Below are 17139 nucleotides of genomic sequence, written 5' to 3'. Positions count from 1 at the left end.
TATTGAGTAGAGTGTCGTGAGGGATGAGCATGATGGGTCGATGTAGAGTGGCAGGGTGGGCGCTGATGGTGTCCACCGCCTGTGTAAGTGCCGCAGAAATCTCGCCGTATATTGTTAATGGCACGACGACCGATCTAACGGATTACCCCACCTTTGCCAGCTTGTTTTATAAAACGGACAGCGTCTATCAACCTTCCTCATTTTGCGGCGCGACGCTCATCAACAGTCGTTACGTGTTAACAGCGGCGCACTGCATTTATGGTGATGATGATTTAATGCTCTACACCGTCGTCGCGCCGGGGCTTGATGATGAGGATGATTTTCTTAACGCAGAACAAGCGCGCGCAAGCGAGTTCTATTACCCCGATAACTACCAAAACAGTGAAGCGGCGCTTTGGCCGAATGACATTGCCATCATCAAGCTCGAAACGGCGGTCAGTGCGAGCGACTACACCTATCTTATCAATTCAACAGTCAACAATAGCTTTGGTGAACGCGATACCTTTAAAGCCGTCGGGCATGGCTTGATCGAAGGCGGTGCAGATGGCGGCACGCAAGCGCGAGATACGACGCTGGACTACGTCTCCACCGCCACTTGCCGTAGCGAGTTTGGCAGTAATATTACCAGCAAACAACTCTGTTTCAGTGGTGAGATCTCAGCCGGTTACCGAAACTCGACGTGCAGTGGCGATTCCGGAGGCCCTGTCTATTGGGACAATGGCGTCGAGTTTGTTCAGGTGGGGATCACCAGTTTTGGTCCTTCTCAGTGTGGTGATCAATCGGTGAGTGTGACTTCGGTTTTTACCGATGTGTACGATTATCAGGATTGGATCGAGCGGGTCATTAACGGGCAAGAAACGCCAAAAACCTATGTGGTGACAAGCAATGGCCAGCGTCGTTTGGTCTACAGCACTGAAACGACGTCCTCTCCATCAAGTGGCGGTGGTGGAGGGAGCTCAGGTCTACTCTTTTTGGTTTTATTGCTACTTTCTGGCACGCTGAAATGGCACTTGAGAGAAAGATCACAAGGTTAAAACCGATCTGTTTCGATTCTTAAAAATGAGATAATCAATATAAACATCTGAATATTAGAGTAATTGCGTATAAAACTTGAGGGATGTCTCAATCAACCACGTTGACTAATCTGAGCTAAACGATAGTTTTAAATTGTGAATGGGTTGAGCTAGGACTATTGCTATGACAAATGGACATCACTACCAAATTACGCTTTTATCAGACGTAAGTATGCAATCAAAACTGTTTCGAGATTCTCTTGAGCAGGGATTACACCTCAAAGTGAACATTGTCACCATGGAAGATTTGCAGTCGGGACACTTCGATAGCAGCTTGTTAGGTGATTTTGTACTCTTCGATTTTCAGTACATCGACGAAGAAAAGTTTGAACTGTACAGCCAAGCAAAAACGAACAATGACCATGTGTCGCGTGAGATCGTGATTAACTGCCCACAAGAGGTGCCTTCTACGCAACTCTTCAAGTGGCGCAACTTGGTGGGCGTGTTTTATAACGATGACGATTTATCGCTGCTTCTCAAAGGCATGGAAAAGATCATGCAAGATGAGATGTGGCTGTCTCGTAAACTGGCCCAGGATTACATCGAACACTTTCGCTGTGCTAACACCGTGACCACGTCGCAATCCTACGCCAGTTTGACCAAGCGAGAAAAAGAGATCATGCGTCTGCTTGGGCATGGGGCGTCTAACTTACAGATCGCCGATGAACTGTTCGTCAGTGAGAACACAGTGAAGACCCACTTGCACAATATCTTCAAGAAAATCAACGCAAAAAACCGTTTGCAAGCGTTACTTTGGGCAAACAACAACATTGCACTTGAGGAGCGCGTTTAAACGCATTCCCCTCTCATTAGGGCGCGGCCAGTCATTGATGTGAGTCAACGACGGGTCGTGCCTTTTCTCTTTTATTCTGGGTCACTTTTTATACTTATCTATTCACCGCATCGATAAAACGTGTCTGATCCGACCGTCTTGAAAGTGAATGCGATCACTTTTTTGTCGGCGTGTAGCTCATTTCTATCGATCATTCTCACACTCTCAACGTAGAGGTATCGCATTCATCACTGAGCGTTCTATTATTTCATCGAAACGTTTCGATGGCGTTTGCAAGGTTGATTGAATCAAGGTGTTTTAAACAGCGCTTCAATCAGCGACAGGGGGTATTAACGCGATGTGATCGCGCTGTTTCCGGTAAGAGAAGCCCACGGCCAGCGAAACGATGAACGAGAAAAAGGTTCCCTACATGAAAAAAAGTTCCCTACTGAATGCGGAGTTGTCCCACCTAGCGGCGACACTCGGCCATACCGATGAAATCACCGTGTGTGATGCCGGTTTGCCTATTCCAGAGTCGGTGCAGCGCATCGATTTGGCGCTGACTTATGGCGTGCCCAGCTTTTTAGATACGGTGCGTGTCTGGTTAAGTGAAGCCCAGATTGAAGGAGTGATCGTGGCACAAGAGTTTGCCGAAGTCAGCCCTGAGCATCATCAAGCATTGATGGCGTTGATCGATGAGGAGCGTCGCGCGTCAGGTAAGACAATCGAAGTGCACACCCTGTCTCATGAAGCGTTTAAACAGCGTAGCGAGCGCAGTCGTGTGATTGTGCGTACGGGCGAATGTACACCGTATGCCAATGTTATCTTCCAATCGGGCGTCGTGTTTTAACCACCATGACGTTGGCGACATCGTGTGACGCGGTGACGCTGCACAAAGACAGGAACAATTATGTCTCAAGCTATCTTACAACTGAGTGACATCGACAAAGCGTTTCCTGGGGTCAAAGCCCTAGATCGCGCCAGTCTCAATGTGTACCCAGGCCGAGTGATGGCGCTGATGGGGGAGAACGGAGCAGGCAAATCAACCTTGATGAAAGTCCTGACCGGCATCTACACCAAAGATAGCGGAACCATCCACTATCAGGGCCAACCCGCGGCTTTTAAAGGACCAAGGGACTCACAACAAGCAGGCATCAGCATTATTCACCAAGAGCTGAACCTGATCCCTGAGTTGACGATTGCGGAAAACATCTTCTTAGGTCGCGAATTTACCTCTGCGTTAGGGCGTATTCAGTGGGACACCATGTACGCGGAAGCGGATAAATTGTTGCGCCGCTTGAACGTGAAACATAGCTCGAAGCAGTTGTTGGGCGAGTTGAGTTTGGGTGAGCAGCAAATGGTGGAAATCGCCAAGGCGCTCTCATTCGAATCCAAAGTCATCATTATGGATGAGCCGACCGATGCCTTGACCGATACCGAAACGGAATCGCTGTTTGCGGTGATCAATGAACTGCGCGATCAGGGTTGCGGCATTGTCTATATCTCCCATCGCCTCAAGGAAATTTTCCAGATTTGTGATGACATTACCGTGCTGCGTGATGGCAAGTTCATTGGTGAATGTCCGGTGTCTGATACCGATGAAGATGGCCTGATTGAGATGATGGTCGGACGCAAATTGGACGAGCAGTACCCACGCATCGCGGTTACGCATGGCAAGGTCTGTTTGGAAGTGATTGGCCTGACCGGTTCGGGTGTTTCAGATGTCAGCTTTACCTTAAACCAAGGTGAGATCTTGGGCGTTTCTGGCCTGATGGGCGCTGGACGTACCGAGCTGATGAAAGTGATCTACGGTGCGTTGCCAAGTGAGCGCGGCGTGATCAATCTCAATGGCAAAACGGTCAATCCAGAAAACCCACAAGATGCGCTGGCAAATGGTATTGCCTACATCTCTGAAGATCGTAAAGGCGATGGACTGGTGCTTGGGCTTTCTGTCAAAGAGAACATGTCGCTCTGTTCATTGGATAAGCTCACCAAGGGCGGGCGTATTCAGCATGGCGATGAAGTGATTGCCGTCGATGATTTTATTCGTCTGTTTAACATCAAGACGCCAAGTCGAGAGCAGATCATTGGCAACTTATCGGGGGGCAATCAGCAAAAAGTAGCGATTGCGAAAGGCTTGATGACCAAGCCTAAAGTGCTGATTCTCGATGAGCCGACACGCGGCGTGGATGTCGGCGCCAAGAAAGAGATCTACCAACTGATTAATAAATTTAAAGCCGATGGGATGAGCATCATCTTAGTGTCGTCGGAAATGCCAGAAGTGCTCGGAATGAGTGATCGTATTTTAGTGATGCACGAGGGCCGAATTAGCGGCGAATTTGATGCCAAAGAGGCAGACCAGGAAACACTACTGGCGTGTGCCGTCGGTAAAAAGCGTATTGAGGATGCAGCATGAGCAGCAAAACCCTAACTAAAGCGAACCCAAGCCACAGCAAAAAGCTGCTGAGCAAAGAGTGGTTAATCGAACAGAAATCTTTGATTGCTCTGCTGTTTTTGATTGTCGTGGTGTCGTTCTTAAACCCGAACTTTTTCACACTTGATAATATTTTGAATATTCTTCGCCAAACCTCGGTCAATGCGATCATTGCGGTGGGGATGACGCTGGTGATTTTAACCGCGGGCATCGATTTGAGCGTCGGCTCTGTGCTGGCCTTATGTGGTGCTTTTGCCGCGAGCATGATTGCACTGGAAGTTCCGGTACTTATCGCCGTGCCAACCGCACTGCTGGCGGGGGCGGCGCTGGGCGCGATCAGTGGGATCATCATTGCCAAAGGTAAGGTGCAGGCGTTTATCGCAACCTTGGTCACCATGACTCTTTTGCGTGGCGTCACTATGGTATACACCGATGGTCGTCCTATTTCAACCGGCTTTACCGATACCGCCGATGCGTTCGCTTGGTTTGGTACGGGCTACGCCTTAGGGATCCCTGTTCCGGTCTGGTTGATGGTCGTGGTATTTGCAGCGGCGTGGTATCTACTCAATCACACTCGTTTTGGTCGTTATGTCTACGCGCTGGGCGGTAATGAGTCGGCCACACGCTTATCGGGCATTAACGTCGACCGCGTGAAAATCGGAGTGTACGCCATCTGTGGTCTGTTGGCGGCACTGGCAGGAATCATCATCACTTCTCGCTTGTCGTCAGCGCAACCGACGGCAGGTATGGGCTATGAGCTGGATGCCATCGCAGCGGTGGTATTAGGTGGTACCAGCTTAATGGGTGGTAAAGGGCGAATCATGGGCACCTTGATTGGCGCGCTGATCATTGGTTTCTTGAACAATGCGCTGAACTTGCTCGATGTCTCCTCTTACTACCAAATGATCGCCAAGGCTGTAGTGATTCTACTTGCGGTACTGGTCGATAACAAAAACAAGTAATTAGGTTAACTCTGACTCGTCGTGGTCACACTTCGAGTCTCCCCCTACATAAAGGACTAAAACAATGAAAAAACTAGCAACTCTTATCTCTGCTGCTCTGCTGTCATCCACTGTGTCTGTTGCCGCTCATGCGCAAGACACGATGGCGATTGTCCTCTCAACGTTGAATAACCCATTTTTTGTCACCATGAAAGATGGCGCGGAAGCGAAGGCGAAAGAGTTGGGTTATGAACTGATCGTTCTGGACTCGCAAAATGACCCAAGTAAAGAGCTCTCCAACGTGGAAGATCTTACGGTACGTGGCGTGAAAGCGATCTTAATCAACCCAACCGATTCTGATGCGGTATCGAACGCGATTCGTATGGCCAACCGCAGCAATATCCCTGTGCTTACGCTTGACCGCGGTGCAAGCCGTGGTGAAGTTGTCAGTCACATTGCGTCTGATAACGTCGTAGGGGGCGAGCTTGCGGGTAACTACATCGTCGAAAAAGTGGGCATGAAAGCCAAAGTGATTCAGCTTGAAGGTATCGCAGGTACTTCTGCAGCGCGTGAGCGTGGTGAGGGTTTCATGAACGCGGTGAAAGGCAGCGAAATGGAACTGTTGGCCAGTCAGCCAGCGGATTTCGACCGTACTAAAGGTTTGAACGTAATGGAAAACTTGCTGGCAGCAAACCCGGATGTACAAGCCGTCTTCGCCCAAAACGATGAGATGGCACTGGGTGCACTGCGCGCGGTCGAAGCATCGGGTAAAGAGGTGATGATCGTTGGTTTTGATGGCACAGACGACGGTATTGCAGCGGTTAACCGTGGCAAATTGGCGGCAACCATTGCTCAGCAACCGGATCTGATTGGTGCATTGGGCATCGAGACCGCAGCGAAAGTGCTAAAAGGTGAAAGTGTTGAAGCTTACATCCCAGTACCGTTGAAAGTTGTGACTAAGTAATCACGTCATGAAATAACGCATGGTTATCGTGCGTGCCTTCCTACTTCCTTTGCCTGAAGGGGAGTAGGAGGGCGAATACCTTTGCACTCACAAGGCTTAGTCTTGATAAAACCGAGCGAGAGTCATCCTTGTGAGTGAAAAGGTATTTAGCGTAACTCGAAACAAGGTTCACTCGAACCGAGGAATTTTCTATGAATAAGTTAGTGGTATTGGGTAGTGTAAACGCTGACCATGTTCTTCAGGTGCCTTCTTTCCCGCGTCCAGGTGAGACGCTGCACGGTCGACATTATCAAGTCATTCCTGGTGGCAAGGGCGCCAACCAAGCGGTAGCGGCCGCTCGGCTCAATGCGGATGTCGGATTTATCGCATGTGTCGGCGATGATGCGTTTGGCATCAACATCCGTGAGAGTTTTAAGTTGGATAAAATCACCATCTCTGGCGTAAAAATGCAACCTAACTGTCCGACTGGGATTGCGATGATCCAAGTGGCTGACAGCGGTGAAAACAGCATTTGCATCTCAGCGGAGGCGAATGCGAAGCTGATTGCGGAGGCGATAGACAACGAAGATTGCCAAGCGATTCGTCAAGCTCACTATCTATTAATGCAATTGGAAACCCCGATGTGCGGCATCGAGAAAGCCGCCCGCATTGCCAAAGAAGCGCGCACCAATGTCATTTTAAACCCGGCCCCTGCGCAGGCGCTCAGTGATGAGTTGCTGGCGTGTGTGGATGTCATCACCCCAAATGAGACCGAAGCGCAAGTGCTGACGGGGATCACGGTGACCGATGATGCTTCAGCGCAGCAAGCCGCGAATGCCTTGCACCAGAAAGGTATTGAGATCGTGCTCATTACTCTGGGCGCTAAGGGCGTATGGCTCAGTCAAAATGGACGGGCGGAACTTATCCAAGGTTTTCGTGTTGAGGCTGTGGATACCACAGCCGCAGGGGATACCTTTAATGGGGCCTTGGTCACTGGCTTATTGGAGGATTTGCCTCTAGAATCTTCGATTAGGTTCGCTCATGCAGCGGCGGCGCTCTCCGTGACACGGTTCGGCGCGCAAACGTCTATTCCTAGTCGTCAAGAAGTGGAAGCGTTTCTTGCTGAGCGAGTCTAGCTTGTCTAGATGGCTGCCGGGTCGGCAGCCATAATATCGCTGTAGTAAGGAGACGATGATATGGCGACCATGAAAGATATTGCCAAACTGGCAGGGGTCTCAACCTCTACGGTTAGCCATGTGATCAACCAATCGCGTTTTGTGAGTGAAGCGATCTCCGAGCGCGTTAATCAAGCCGCTTCTCAGCTCAATTACACGCCATCGGCGCTTGCGCGCAGTCTTAAAGTCAATCGTACCAACACCATCGGTATGCTGGTGACGACCTCGACGAACCCATTTTTTGGTGAGGTGGTCAAGGGCGTAGAGCGCAGCTGCTATCATCAAGGCTATAACCTGATCTTGTGCAACACCGAAGGCGATCATGAGCGGATGCGTCAATCGATCAATACTCTGCTGCAAAAGCGTGTCGATGGGCTGATTCTGATGTGCTCTTCACTTGAAGGTGAGCGCATTGATATCTTCGACAAATACCCAGACATCCCCGTTGTCGTCATGGATTGGGGCCCGATGCTGTTTACCAGCGACAAGATTCAAGACAACTCTTTGCGCGGCGGCTATTTAGCGGCGAAATATTTGATTGATTGTGGTCACACTCAGGTTGGGTGTATTACTGGGCCACTGGCAAAACACCAAGCGCAGATGCGCTATGAAGGGTATAAACGCGCGATGAACGAAGCGGGCAATGAGTTCAAAGCGAACTGGATCATCGAAGGGGACTTTGAGTGTGAAGGCGGTTACAACGCACTGCATAAGATGGTCGAGAAAGGGCCGCTGCCCAGTGCGATTTTTGTCTGCAATGATATGATGGCACTTGGCGTGATTAACGCTGCGGCCGAGTTAGGGATCAAAATTCCGGATCAGCTCTCTATCATCGGGTATGACGACATTCATATCGCGCGCTTTATGACTCCCGCCTTAACCACCATCCATCAACCTAAGTATCGACTCGGCAAAGCGGCGGTCGAGGCACTATTGCAGCGTCTTGAAAACAGCGTCGAGGAGAGCCAAGTCGTGCAACTAGAGCCGACCTTGGTCGAGCGTCACACGGTGAAAAAGTTGTCGCTCTCATAGTGCCGACTTTTTAATCGGGCAGATTCGGATTGATTAGCGTGATGATTTTTCAGTGATCATGCTGACAATCCTGTCTACACTAAAAGTACCACAACGCACAGACCTCGCTATTCGTCACGGAATCGACGCAAACTTGGTTATTCCTACACCGAACCTACGGGGTGGCAATTTACAAAAGCGTGAATAGCGGTTAAAAAGGCGTATATCTTCAAGTTGAGAGCAGGCAATAAGTCATTATGAGCGTATCTAGCAGTACGATACTCACTGAGAGCGGTACCAATGAGCTGGAAATCATTGAATTTCATTTAGAAAAACAGCTCCCAAATGGTAAAACCAAAACGTGTTATTACGGTATCAACGTCGCCAAAGTACGCGAAGTGATTCAGGTGCCGGAAACCACCGATTACCCCAACGCACAGCCGCATATGGTGGGCGTATTTTCATCACGTGATATTTTGACCCCGCTGGTGGATTTGGCTGGCTGGCTCGGTGTTCCGACCAACCCAGATCTCGCTCGAAAGTTTGTTATTGTCACTGACTTCAACAATATGACCAATGGGTTTTTGATTGACAGTATCAGTCGCATTCACCGTATTTCGTGGAATGACGTGGAGTCACCAAGCCAGTTTTTAGAAGCGGGCGAACAAGACTGCGTTGTTGCGGTGGTCCGTAAAGATGGCAACCTCATCATGATCCTCGACTTTGAAAAAATCATTGCCGACATCAACCCAGAATTGTCTATGGATAAGTACGACGTGAAAGAAGATAAGAGCGTCGATATGAACCAACGGATGATCACCAAGCGTAATGGCAAAACCATCATGGTGGTCGATGACTCTGCTTTTATCCGCTCTCTAATCCAAGATACCTTGAGTTCATCTGGCTACAACATCATTGCTTGTAAAGATGGTGGTGAAGCACACGACAAGCTGATGAATTTGATTGAAGTGGCGAAAGAGGAAAACTTACCGGTCAGCGAGTTGATCGATGGTGTGGTGACGGATGTAGAGATGCCTCGTATGGATGGCATGCACTTAGTTAAACGCCTTCGAGAGAGCGAAGCGTATCAATCGATCCCCATCGTGATGTTCTCTTCTTTGATGAGTGAGGACAACCGAGCAAAAGCACTGGCACTTGGCGCGAATGACACCATTACGAAACCAGAAATTGGTAAAATGGTAGCCATGATGGATAAGTACATTTTTGGTCGAACGGCCTGATTGCCAGGTCAAACGGTCCAATCCTAACAACAAAAGACACAAAAAAGGTACGCAATGCGTACCTTTTTCTTATTTAACCAATGAAGACTAAGCTTCAGAGTGGCGTGCTTTACCATGGCCGCGTTCGCCACGGTAGTTACCACGGTGATCACCACCACGGTTACGGTCGAAGCGACGTTCGCCATCACGGCCGCCTTCGCGATGACCACGACCACCTTCACGGTTGCCACGGTAACCACCTTCGCGGTTGCCATCACGACCACGGTGACCACCAAAGCCACCTTCGCGACGTCCGCCTTCACGGCGACCACCGTCACGACGTCCACGAGGCTCGCGGAAGTCGTCAAAATCACAGACCACTGCATCCACTTGCTTCTGACGAATACGCAGCTTGCGAAGTTTGCTTGCCGTGTCAGAAGACATCGCTTTTGGCAACTGAACGTACGTTTCGCCTTGAGCTAGCTTGATCGCACCGATAGAGCCTTTAGTTAGACCCAACTCGTTCGCCAATGCGCCAACGATGTCTTTCACTTGTACGCCTTGCTCGCGACCCACTTGCAATTGGTAGGTATCCCAATCTTGAGTGTTAAAGTTGCGCTCACGACCACCTTCGCGACGACCATCACGGCCACCTTCACGGCGCTCTTTACGACGTTGCTTGTCACGCTCAATCGCTTCAACCATTGGATCTTCACCAATGTAGAATAGCGGGCGTTTGCCTTGCTGACGTTTCAGTAAGATAGCCGCTAGCGTGCTTGCGTCAATCTCTAACGTGGTTTGAAGCTGTTCAACCAGTTCCGCAAATTTGTCTAGAGACTTGTGCTCTTTCTCACCAGCAAGTTCTTCACCAAGTTTTACAAGGCGCGCTTGGGCAACTTGGTCACGCAGTGGCAGTTGGATCTCTTCCATAGAAGATTTAGTCACGCGCTCGATGGTACGTAGCATGCGCATTTGGTTAGTGCGCACAAGCAGGATCGCTTTACCTTTACGTCCAGCACGACCAGTACGGCCGATACGGTGGATGTAGGACTCAACATCGAATGGGATGTCGTAGTTAAATACGTGTGTGATACGTGGTACATCAAGACCACGAGCGACAACGTCGGTCGCAACCAGAATATCAATCACACCCTGCTTGATGTGATCTACCGTGCGCTCACGCAATGATTGAGGGATGTCACCGTGCAGTGCCGCCGCTTTAAAGCCACGTGCAGATAGCCAGTCAGCCAAACGCTCAGTATCTTGACGAGTACGAACGAACACGATAGAGGCATCTGTCTCTTCTGTTTCAAGCATGCGAGACATCGCTTCGTCTTTTTCTACGCCTTTCACGACCCAGAATTGCTGCTCTACTTTATCAACGGTGTGGTTCTTACCCGCTACGTCGATCATCACAGGCTCACGAAGGAAACGCTCAACGATGTTTTTCAACATTGGAGGCATAGTCGCAGAGAAAAGAACGCGCTGTGCAGATGAAGGCGCGTGCTCCATGATCGCTGTTACATCGTCAACAAAGCCCATGTTGAGCATTTCATCTGCTTCATCAAGGACAAAGGTGTGTACTTCATCGAGGTGCAGACGGTCGCGGTTAATCAGATCTTGAACACGACCTGGAGTACCGACGATGATGTGCGCGCCATTTTTAAGCGCTCGCATTTGGTCAACGATGGACGTACCACCGTAGATTTCCAATACCTTTAGACCTTGGATGTTTTTACCGAGGTTTTTCACTTCCGCTGCAACCTGGATAGCCAGTTCACGGGTAGGAGCAAGAACGATCGCTTGAGGCTTGCGCTGAGCAAGGTCAAGTTTGTTCAACAAAGGTAGAGAGAAAGCCGCTGTTTTACCGGTACCGGTTTGTGCTTTACCTAGTGCGTCAGAGCCTTCCATCAGGTGAGGGATTGCTGCTGCTTGGATAGGAGTTGGAGATACAAAGCCCATTCCGTCTAGAGCGGATAGGATGGCGTCGTTCAGTGACAAGTCACTAAACTTGATTACAGAATCTGTCATTGGGATCCTACTATATTAATTCAACTAAAGGTCCCATGAGCTCTACCAATTCCAATATCAATCCAGAAAGAGCTGATTCCGTTCAGATGCGGATGAGTCGTAAATCGCATCAAGCCACTAGGGACGTAAACAAGGGTGCGAATTATTCCTGAAAAACATAACAAAAGCCAGAAAAACTTGAGTTTCATCACAAAAAGTTCTCAAAACTGAACTGGGTGTTCATGAAAGCGTCATCTTCGCTGCCTTTTTCAGCGCTTTGCGCGGCTTTTGCTCGCTTGTCATCGGCGTGAGGTGGTTTGGTCGATGCGGCAATGTTATAGTGTGCGCAATTTTTTTGCTTAGAAATGTATCCATGTTCCAAGACAATCCGCTACTCGCTCAGCTAAAGCAGCAAATCCAAGAAACCCTTCCGAAAAAAGAAGGCACGATTAAAGCCACCGAGAAAGGGTTCGGCTTTCTCGAAGTCGACAGCAAGACCAGCTTCTTTATTCCACCACCGTACATGAAAAAATGTCTGCATGGGGATAAAGTCAAAGCCATCATTCGTACTGAAAAAGAGCGCGAAGTCGCTGAACCGGAAGAGCTATTGGAGCAGGGCTTAACGCGCTTCATCGGCCGTGTGAAATGGTTCAAAGGCAAACTGAACGTTGCGCCGGATCATCCTCAGTTGAAAAAGTTGTCTCTGAAAGCGAAAACGCGCAAAGGCATTAAAAGCGATGATTTAAAAGAAGGCGACTGGGTTGTTGCTCACTTAATCCGTCATCCGCTCAAGGGTGACAATGGCTTTTTTGTTGAAATCTCACAAAAAATCACCGATGCAGACGACAAAATTGCGCCGTGGTGGGTGACGTTAGCGCAAAATGACTTGCCCAACAGTGAGCCAGCAGGTATCGACCACTGGGAACTCAAAGACGACACTGACCTTGAGCGTGTCGATATGACTGACGTTCCGTTTGTGACGATTGATGGCGCGTCGACCAAAGATATGGACGATGCGTTGTACGCGAAGAAAACGGAATCGGGCGATTTTGAACTGACGATTGCGATTGCCGATCCTACCGCATACATCACTCCAGATAGTGAGATGGATAAAGTCGCGCGTGAGCGTGGTTTCACCATTTACCTGCCTGGGCGCAACATCCCAATGTTGCCGCGTGATCTTGCCGATGATCTCTGCTCTTTGATTGAAGGCGAGCAACGCCCAGCGCTGTGCTGCCGTGTGACGGTAAGTAAAGATGGCGTGATCGGTGATGACATTCAGTTCTTTGCCGCGCACATTCAGTCTCATGCGCGTTTGGTGTATGACCAGCTATCTGATTGGTTAGAGACCGGCCACTGCGACAATTGGCAACCGGATGAGACCATTGCGCAAGTGGTTCAAGATCTCTACCAGTTCTCATTGGCACGTGCGCAATGGCGGGAGACGCACGCGGTTGTGTTCCCCGACCGTCCTGACTACCGCTTCGAGTTGAGTGAAGACAACGATGTGGTTGCCATTCATGCGGATATGCGCCGCTGCGCGAACCGTTTGGTGGAAGAAGCGATGATCACCGCCAACATTTGTGCGGGTCGAGCGCTGCAAGCGAGCTTTGATTCAGGTGTGTTCAACACCCACGCCGGCTTCAAGCCAGAGAAGATCGCGGACGTGGTAAACTTGGTTAACCCAGAAGGTGAGCTGCCCTTTACGGAAGAGTCTATTGCGACCTTAGAAGGTTTTGCTGAGTTGCGTCGCTGGTTGGCGGCGCAAGAGACCTCTTACCTAGATAACCGCATTCGTAAATACCAAGCTTACAGCGAAATCGGCAATCAACCTCTTCCGCATTATGCGATGGGCTTAAACCTATACGCCACGTGGACCTCACCGATTCGTAAGTACGGTGACATGATTAACCATCGTATGCTTAAGGCTCACATCCTTGGGAAAGCACCGGTACAAACGGCAGACGAAACCGTGGGTGAAGAGCTTGCGCTGCACCGTAAGCATCATAAAATTGCTGAGCGTAATGTGGGTGATTGGTTGTATGCGCGCACATTAGCGTCAGAGGTGGAAAAAGCGACACCTTTCCATGCAGAGATTTTCGATGTTTCTCGCGCTGGGCTACGCGTGAGACTACTAGAAAATGGCGCAGCAGCGTTTATTCCAGGCTCATTGATCCTGGCTAACAAAGAGCGCCTCGCGTGCGATGGTGAACAAGGCACAGTGAGCATCGACAACGAGGTGATTTATCGATTGGGCGATGTGCTTGAAGTGGTGCTCAATGAGGTGAATCAGGAGACGCGAAGCCTAGTTGCCAAACCGACTCAAGTCTTTGCGGATGTGGTCGCCGCGCCTGAAACGCAAGAGAGCCCGGCGTCGTAAACTCGAAGAGCACGATACGTGTTGTTAAGGGAGCCTCGGCTCCCTTTTTTAGTCCCAAAATACGGCTTTAGGATCTTTATCGACTTCTCGCATGATGGCGGTGAGGTCGAGGCTAGGGGGAAGATAGGGGTAAGGAGTCCAACTCTCTTGGTCAGAGTCTTCCTGTGACAGCATAAAGAGCTGCCAAGCGCCGAGGTCGTCATTCCAATCCACTTTCGCTACCGGTGACATGTATTCGCAGTGGTTGGAATCGAGTAAAAAGAATTGTTTAATGAACACCACACCTTGCCCAGCCATTTCATAGCTGGCTTTGCCAAATTCAGCGGGTAAGCTTTGATTGCGATGCTTACAGATCATTTCCGCGCGCCTTTGGGCTTGTTTTTGTAGCAAACTGACTAGTCCCATTCTCACTCCATGACGTGAAGTCTCATGCATGCGCACTCTGTGTAGTAAGTACTTAAGCATAGACCTATTACGAATACAGTGCGCCTGAATCGATTTTCACAAAATTGTCATCTTATCGAAATATGATAGCGGCTGTTATCTGCCTAATTGTTTGGAGAAAGTTATGTTTCGCATTGCGTTGACCACTTTGATGTCAACAGTCGTGGCCTTTTCTGCGTGGTCTGCTGAGGTCAATATTTCTGGCTCGACTTCTGTCGCGCGTGTCATGGATGTTTTGGCAGAGGATTACAACAAAGCCCACCCCGAGACTTACATTGCAGTGCAAGGTGTCGGTTCGACCGCTGGGATCACGCTAGTGAAAAAAGGCGTCGCCGATTTGGGGATGAGTTCGCGCTATTTGACGGAAAGCGAGCTCGATGCGTCGCTGTCTGTATTAACCATCGCCTATGACGGCTTAGCGGTCGTGGTCAACCAAGCGAACCCAGTGAAAAACGTCACGCGCGATCAGTTGTTTGATATCTACAAAGGCAAGATCACCAACTGGAAAGATGTCGGTGGCGCGGATCAACGCATTGCTGTAGTAACACGAGAAGATTCGTCAGGTTCGCGTTACAGTTTTGAAAGTCTCCTTGGCCTTACCAAAGTGATCAAAGGCCGTTTGGTGTCTGATATCAGCCCGAACAACTTGGTGGTGAACAGCAATAGCATGGTGAAAACGATCGTTAACCACAATAAACAGGCGATTGGTTTTATTTCGACCGGATCGATTGATAACTCGGTCAAAGCGATTCAGTTTGAAGGCACTGAATCCAACAACGACAATATTGCCAGTGGCCAATATGAGCTGGCTCGTCCTTTCATCATTTTGTACAAGACGGAATCGATTGATGACGAGAGCCAAGCCTTTGTCGACTATCTCACCAGCAGCGCGGCGAAAAAACGCATTGAAGAGTACGGCTATGTGGCAGTGGATAAGTCTCAAGAACCGATAGAGCCGCGTGATAGCGAGTAAAACGCAGCTAGGGGATATAAGATGAAAGGCGCCAATAGGCGCCTTTCGTTTTTCATTTTGCCAGCCAACCCGCGGCATCTTCTATGTGGTAGACGCGATTTTTGCCCTCGTTTTTGGAACGGTAGAGCGCGTTGTCCGCTGCGGTAAACAGGTTTTTCGAGTTGTAATGGGTCTGCTCATCGGACGTGACGATACCGATACTCAGCGTAATGTCATGGTGTTGACTGAACTCAAGCTGGGTAAACGCGTCACGTAGTCTCTCAGCGTATTGCTTACCGTCTGCCGGTGTTAAGTTAGGGCAAAGGACAATAAACTCATCGCCACCCCAGCGGCCTACATGGTCATAGGCGCGAGTATGATTGAGAAGAAATTGCGCGGTTTGTCTGAGAACTTGATCGCCCACTCCGTGCCCCTTGTGGTCGTTGACCGCTTTGAAATTATCCAAATCAATCAGAAACACGGAGAGAGGGTCGCCAGTACGGTGACTTCTTTGTAGCTCTTTGCGCAACATATCGTCCATCACACTGCGATTGTAGAGCTGAGTGAGGTGATCTTTTTCGGCGCGCTGCTTGAGGTCGAGCGTTGGTTGCAAATCTCGAACGATACACACGGCTCGGTTGTGGTTGATGTCACTGCCAGAGGCAATCGCCACTGCCAAATCCAACTGCTTGCCCGTCTTGGACATCCCCTGAATGTTTGATCGGTGCTGCTCCATGCGGCGATGTTTGGCTTTGTTCATAAAGTCTATACGGTATTGTTTGTGTTTCTCTCTTAGCTCGGGCGAAACTAAATCTTCGACCTTACGCTGGGTGAGCTCTTCAAAACTGTATTGAAACAGCTGGCAAGCCTTCTTGTTGGCGTAGAGGATTTGGCCGTTGTCTTCAATGTAGAGCATTCCATCAGGCGACACATCAAAGATCGCATTGAGTTCATGAGCCAAACGATACGAGCGTCGAGAAGTCTTAAAGATATACAAGCTTGCGCCCAATATGATGGGGATCATCAGCATATTGAAGGCTAACGTGTAGCGAATGGATTGATAGACATCCTTCTCTGCTTCGACAGCGGATTTTTCTAAGTGTGGTTCCAGCGAGTCTTGCATTGATTTAAGCGCGGTCGCCGCAGCGATATCATTCACCGCCACGATCTCATCCACTTCCGCACTGGTTAGGGTGTAGGGTAGCGAGCGGGCGAGATCGAGTTTGGCTTTGTATTCATTTAAGGTGTTGGAGAGGATTTGAATTTCGGTTGAGAGGTCGTTGTTGGTTTGCATCTTCGCCAGTTCACTGAGCAACTGATGTGATTGCTCGTAACTGGCGATGGCCGCGTGATAGTAGCTGTCATCGCGTCTGAGGACGTAGTTTTTAAAGTGGTGGATGAAGCCAAGGTAACCAATGCTGCTTTCTATCTCGGTGAGCTTACGGGCCATATCGAAATGCTGAGGCGTCTGTTCGACCACCATCGCTTCAACACGTTTGAGTGCGCCGTATTGTGTGGTGACATACGCGACCAACAATAGGTTGAGCCCCATTGCAATCGCGATGATACACAACAGAGTCCGACGGATGTCGGAAACTTGCTTTTCCATTTTATTCTTCTCACTAGCCAACTATTGAACAGTATAGTCATACAACTGAGTAAGTATAATACCCACACCAAGAATATATGAAATTACTTGCAATAATGTAAATTATTGGGTTAGAAGCTGTGAGGCAGGCATAAAAAAGCCCAGCGATGAAGGCTGGGCAGAAGGACTATAAACG

Annotated in this window: 14 protein-coding genes; 11 read left to right on the top strand and 3 right to left on the bottom strand. The window is 49.4% G+C overall.

The window, feature by feature from the left end; genetic code table 11:
* The first annotated feature begins 29 nt into the window (after positions 1-29).
* The 9 genes from AC6R10_RS13410 (at position 30) to AC6R10_RS13370 (ending at position 9590) form a co-directional block, all read left to right on the top strand.
* Complete coding sequence (locus AC6R10_RS13410) at positions 30-1034, top strand: S1 family peptidase (RefSeq protein WP_500672533.1); 1005 nt, start codon at positions 30-32, stop codon at positions 1032-1034.
* Positions 1035-1197: 163 nt separating this feature from the next.
* Entirely contained in the window at positions 1198-1866 is a 669-nt protein-coding gene (locus AC6R10_RS13405) for a LuxR C-terminal-related transcriptional regulator (protein WP_500625536.1), read from the top strand.
* 409 nt (positions 1867-2275) lie between these two features.
* On the top strand, positions 2276-2695 hold the full coding sequence (gene rbsD / locus AC6R10_RS13400) for a D-ribose pyranase (protein ID WP_500672532.1): 420 nt from the start codon (positions 2276-2278) through the stop codon (positions 2693-2695).
* Between the two features lie 60 nt (positions 2696-2755).
* Complete coding sequence (rbsA, locus tag AC6R10_RS13395) at positions 2756-4261, top strand: ribose ABC transporter ATP-binding protein RbsA (RefSeq protein ID WP_500625537.1); 1506 nt, start codon at positions 2756-2758, stop codon at positions 4259-4261.
* Entirely contained in the window at positions 4258-5241 is a 984-nt protein-coding gene (rbsC, locus tag AC6R10_RS13390; RefSeq protein ID WP_487901646.1) for a ribose ABC transporter permease, read from the top strand. Before rbsA ends, rbsC begins: the two co-directional genes overlap by 4 nt.
* Before the next feature lie 64 nt (positions 5242-5305).
* Positions 5306-6184, top strand: coding sequence for a ribose ABC transporter substrate-binding protein RbsB (rbsB, locus tag AC6R10_RS13385; RefSeq protein ID WP_334551513.1), 879 nt, complete (start codon positions 5306-5308; stop codon positions 6182-6184).
* Positions 6185-6375: 191 nt separating this feature from the next.
* Positions 6376-7299 (top strand): ribokinase, encoded by a 924-nt coding sequence (rbsK, locus tag AC6R10_RS13380; protein ID WP_500672531.1) that lies wholly within the window; start codon positions 6376-6378, stop codon positions 7297-7299.
* A 60-nt stretch (positions 7300-7359) separates the two neighbouring features.
* Positions 7360-8370 carry a substrate-binding domain-containing protein gene (locus tag AC6R10_RS13375; RefSeq protein WP_334551515.1) on the top strand — a complete coding sequence of 337 codons (1011 nt, stop codon included), beginning with the start codon at positions 7360-7362 and terminating at the stop codon, positions 8368-8370.
* Between the two features lie 236 nt (positions 8371-8606).
* Positions 8607-9590, top strand: a complete 984-nt coding sequence (locus AC6R10_RS13370; RefSeq protein ID WP_500632367.1) for a chemotaxis protein — start codon at positions 8607-8609, stop codon at positions 9588-9590.
* Between the two features lie 87 nt (positions 9591-9677).
* Here the strand turns inward: AC6R10_RS13370 and AC6R10_RS13365 are convergent, their stop codons facing one another.
* Positions 9678-11600, bottom strand: coding sequence for a DEAD/DEAH box helicase (locus AC6R10_RS13365; RefSeq protein ID WP_487901641.1), 1923 nt, complete (start codon positions 11598-11600; stop codon positions 9678-9680).
* A gap of 352 nt (positions 11601-11952) precedes the next feature.
* Here AC6R10_RS13365 and rnb point away from each other — a divergent pair, with 352 nt between their 5' ends.
* Positions 11953-13959 carry an exoribonuclease II gene (gene rnb / locus AC6R10_RS13360; RefSeq protein WP_500672530.1) on the top strand — a complete coding sequence of 669 codons (2007 nt, stop codon included), beginning with the start codon at positions 11953-11955 and terminating at the stop codon, positions 13957-13959.
* 48 nt (positions 13960-14007) lie between these two features.
* Here rnb and AC6R10_RS13355 read toward each other — a convergent pair whose 3' ends face one another.
* Entirely contained in the window at positions 14008-14364 is a 357-nt protein-coding gene (locus AC6R10_RS13355) for a DUF3024 domain-containing protein (RefSeq protein WP_500625543.1), read from the bottom strand.
* Positions 14365-14527: 163 nt separating this feature from the next.
* Between AC6R10_RS13355 and AC6R10_RS13350 the strand changes: the two genes are divergently transcribed.
* A complete protein-coding gene (locus AC6R10_RS13350) occupies positions 14528-15376 on the top strand; it encodes a phosphate ABC transporter substrate-binding protein (RefSeq protein ID WP_500672529.1) in 849 nt (282 codons plus the stop codon).
* Positions 15377-15428: 52 nt separating this feature from the next.
* Here AC6R10_RS13350 and AC6R10_RS13345 read toward each other — a convergent pair whose 3' ends face one another.
* The gene (locus AC6R10_RS13345) at positions 15429-16964 is read right to left on the bottom strand and encodes a GGDEF domain-containing protein (RefSeq protein WP_500672528.1); all 1536 of its coding nucleotides are present in this window, start codon (positions 16962-16964) and stop codon (positions 15429-15431) included.
* Positions 16965-17139 lie beyond the last annotated feature (175 nt).

The sequence above is a fragment of the Vibrio sp. R12-SG2-ISO1 genome (genome assembly GCF_059834045.1).
This window is presented reverse-complemented; position numbering and strand designations above follow the sequence as displayed.

Excerpts from the sequence above, each read along its gene's own strand:
- AC6R10_RS13410 (WP_500672533.1), top strand. The coding sequence starts at position 30 with ATGATGGGTCGATGTAGAGTGGCAGGGTGGGCGCTGATGGTGTCCACC.
- AC6R10_RS13405 (WP_500625536.1), top strand. The coding sequence starts at position 1,198 with ATGACAAATGGACATCACTACCAAATTACGCTTTTATCAGACGTAAGT.
- rbsD (WP_500672532.1), top strand. The coding sequence starts at position 2,276 with ATGAAAAAAAGTTCCCTACTGAATGCGGAGTTGTCCCACCTAGCGGCG.
- rbsA (WP_500625537.1), top strand. The coding sequence starts at position 2,756 with ATGTCTCAAGCTATCTTACAACTGAGTGACATCGACAAAGCGTTTCCT.
- rbsC (WP_487901646.1), top strand. The coding sequence starts at position 4,258 with ATGAGCAGCAAAACCCTAACTAAAGCGAACCCAAGCCACAGCAAAAAG.
- rbsB (WP_334551513.1), top strand. The coding sequence starts at position 5,306 with ATGAAAAAACTAGCAACTCTTATCTCTGCTGCTCTGCTGTCATCCACT.
- rbsK (WP_500672531.1), top strand. The coding sequence starts at position 6,376 with ATGAATAAGTTAGTGGTATTGGGTAGTGTAAACGCTGACCATGTTCTT.
- AC6R10_RS13375 (WP_334551515.1), top strand. The coding sequence starts at position 7,360 with ATGGCGACCATGAAAGATATTGCCAAACTGGCAGGGGTCTCAACCTCT.
- AC6R10_RS13370 (WP_500632367.1), top strand. The coding sequence starts at position 8,607 with ATGAGCGTATCTAGCAGTACGATACTCACTGAGAGCGGTACCAATGAG.
- AC6R10_RS13365 (WP_487901641.1), bottom strand. The coding sequence starts at position 11,600 with ATGACAGATTCTGTAATCAAGTTTAGTGACTTGTCACTGAACGACGCC.
- rnb (WP_500672530.1), top strand. The coding sequence starts at position 11,953 with ATGTTCCAAGACAATCCGCTACTCGCTCAGCTAAAGCAGCAAATCCAA.
- AC6R10_RS13355 (WP_500625543.1), bottom strand. The coding sequence starts at position 14,364 with ATGGGACTAGTCAGTTTGCTACAAAAACAAGCCCAAAGGCGCGCGGAA.
- AC6R10_RS13350 (WP_500672529.1), top strand. The coding sequence starts at position 14,528 with ATGTTTCGCATTGCGTTGACCACTTTGATGTCAACAGTCGTGGCCTTT.
- AC6R10_RS13345 (WP_500672528.1), bottom strand. The coding sequence starts at position 16,964 with ATGGAAAAGCAAGTTTCCGACATCCGTCGGACTCTGTTGTGTATCATC.